The 2,716-nt window shown below is 63.3% G+C and carries 2 protein-coding genes and 1 pseudogene; all 3 read right to left on the bottom strand.

Going from position 1 to position 2,716, the window contains the following annotated elements:
- Positions 1-24 precede the first annotated feature (24 nt).
- On the bottom strand, positions 25-621 hold the full coding sequence (locus tag ACX3P1_RS27870) for an enolase-like domain-containing protein (protein ID WP_459083005.1): 597 nt from the start codon (positions 619-621) through the stop codon (positions 25-27).
- A gap of 14 nt (positions 622-635) precedes the next feature.
- A complete protein-coding gene (locus tag ACX3P1_RS27865; protein WP_459083003.1) occupies positions 636-2,273 on the bottom strand; it encodes a GMC family oxidoreductase in 1,638 nt (545 codons plus the stop codon).
- A 196-nt stretch (positions 2,274-2,469) separates the two neighbouring features.
- Positions 2,470-2,716: pseudogene (locus ACX3P1_RS27860) on the bottom strand (enolase C-terminal domain-like protein); the annotation flags it as partial.

Here is a 2,716-nt window from a genome sequence, read left to right as displayed (position 1 = left end):
CCCAAGCCATTGCCCTCACTGCCGCTACCTCCTCCTCAAACCGCCTCGTTCACTTCTACCAAAGTAGTGATAGGCCGGAACCCACTTAGCGATAGCTCCGAAACTGTTCAAACAAACCGAGCCACCTCTTTCGGTGCGGCCTTCCCACTCGTCGCGGTCGCGCCCGCATTCGGAGCCGACGCGGAACTTGAAGGCATCGAAACCATGGGCGTCGCGCAAACGCTGGAAGCGGATCGCCTCGTCCTCCGGCGTGATGTCGCGGCGCATCGAGGAGGCGTAGGCGCGCAGACGACCGGGCGCGCCGCCGATCAGGCTGGCTACCGGCTTGCCGGCCAGCCGGCCGCGCAAATCCCACAGGGCCGTGTCGAGGCCCGACATGGCCCGATAAAGGTAGGAGCACGAGAATTTGTGCTCGCGCCGGGCGATATCACCGACCATGTCTTCGATAGCCATGATGCCGCGACCCAGCGCCCAGGGCGCGATCTGGCGGTGGAAGACGGCGGCGGTAATGTCGGCATTGTAGGTCGAAATCTGGCCCCAGCCGGTCGAGCCGTCCTCGGCAGTGAGGCGGACGAAGCCGACGAATTCGTTGGTGAAGGTCTCTAGCTTGCGAATTTTCAAGGCGGGCCTGCAAATCACGGCTGGATCGAGACCGGCCCGCGTGGCCGGTCTTGTAGAATGAGGCTCGCGGCGCGGTGGGCGAGCATGATGGTGGGGGCGTTGGTATTGCCCGAAGTGATGGAAGGGAACGCCGACGCATCGGCAACCCTGAGGCCTTCGACGCCGAAAACCTTCAGATCAGGACCGACTACCGCCGTCGCTTCGTTGCGGCCCATCCGGCAGGTGGCCACCGGGTGGAACACGCTGCCGCAACGCTGCCTGAAATCCTCCAGGATGGCGTCGTGGTCGAAATAGTCGATGTTGGGCGCCATGGCCTCCTTGGCGAAGGAGCGGATCGAAGCAGTTCGCGCCATGCGCTGGATCAGCCGGCCGCCGGCGACCACATCATCGAGGTCTTTTTGCGTGGAAAGATAGTTGGGTACGATGCGCGGAGCCGCCATCGGGTCCGCCGACCTGATGTCGATGCGGCCGCGGCTCGACGGTCTTGACGGCTGGAACGACAGGATGAAGCCGGCAAACGGGTCCGGATTGATGATCGGGCGCTTGTTGCTCGGCGACGTCGTGTAGGTGACCGGGTTGAGGTAGAGTTGCTGGTCCGGCCTGTCGAGGTTCGCGCTCGAGCGCACGAAGCCGCCGCACTGGTTGACGCTGAGGCCGAGCGGCCCGCGCTTGGCCAGCACATAGCGCATGCCTTGCAGCAGTTTCCCCCACCAGGGCGACAGCATCGAATTCAGCGTCGGCTCGGTCGCCTTGTAATAGTAGTTGATGCCGAGATGGTCCTGCAGATTGCCGCCGACATTGTCGTTGGCGCGGACGATCTCGATGCCCATCTCGCTGAGCAGCGCGCCAGGGCCGATGCCCGACATCTGGAGAAGTTTTGGCGAGTTGACGGCACCTGCCGAGACGATCACTTCCTTGCGGGCGCTGAACTGCTGCCTGCCGCTGGCCAAAAGCACGGAAATGCCGGTGGCGCGGCCGTCGCGCACGTCGATACGCTCGACCATCGCGTTGGTCACGAGGCTGACGTTCTGGCGCTTCAGCGCCGGCTTCAGGAACGCATCGGCGCTGGACCAGCGGCGGCCGCCCTTCGTCGTGATGCGGTAGTGGGTGACGCCCTCGGGGTCCGGCCCGTTGCAATCCTCGGTGACGGGCAGCCCCATTTCCTTCGCCATGGCGAAATAGTGCCGGTTGCAGGGGTGGATTTCGCGCTTGACATTGGTGACGTAGAGCGGACCGCTACCGCTCGCCCTGCCGTCTTCGCCGACGCGGGTCTCGATGGCGTCGTAATGTGCGCGCACCTCGTCCCAGCCCCAGCCGGTCGCGCCAAGCTTTTCCCAGTCCTCGAAGTCGCCCGGCAATCCGCGGCAATAGATCAGCGCGTTAATGGAACTGGAGCCGCCAAGCACCTTGCCCCGAGGCCAATAGCTCGTGCGTGAGCCGGTCTGCGGGTCGACCTCCGTCTCATACATCCAGTTGATACGGGGATCGAAAAACGTGCGGCCATAGCCGATAGGCGTCTGGATCCAGAAGCTGCGGTCGGAGCCGCCCGCCTCGACAATCAGGACGCTGCTGGTGCCGTCGCGCGACAACCGATCCGCCAGGACGCACCCGGCCGATCCCGCACCGACGATGATGTAGTCGAACTCGGCCAAACACCGACCCTTTCATGTAGATCGCATTGGCTGCTTCACGCGGTTTCGTGCCGGATCGGCAACTGGCGACGGACGGCCAAGCCGCTCAAGCGAAGGCGTCCGGCATTCCACGAGAAGTATGGTTTGCCGGACGAGCTTCGGTCAAACAAAGCTTTATCGCGCTAAGGCCATATTATATTTGAAGGTAGGCCGCCCCTCAAAGAACCAGCGGTTCCTGCTTCATCTGGAGGTGGAGGTCCTTGCCGTCATAGGGATGCGCCTCGCACACCGCCTCGTCCAGTTCGACGCCGATGCCGGGTTCCTTCGACGGGATGACGTTACCGTCCTGCCATTCGATTTTTTTTCCTGAGCAGCGTAGCGTGGAAGCCGTCCCACTGCTTCAGCGATTCCAGGATGAGGAAATTCGGCAGCGTCACCGCAAGCTGGATGTTGGCGGCGCCGAC

Source organism: Mesorhizobium sp. A623, assembly GCF_054489405.1.
This window is presented reverse-complemented; position numbering and strand designations above follow the sequence as displayed.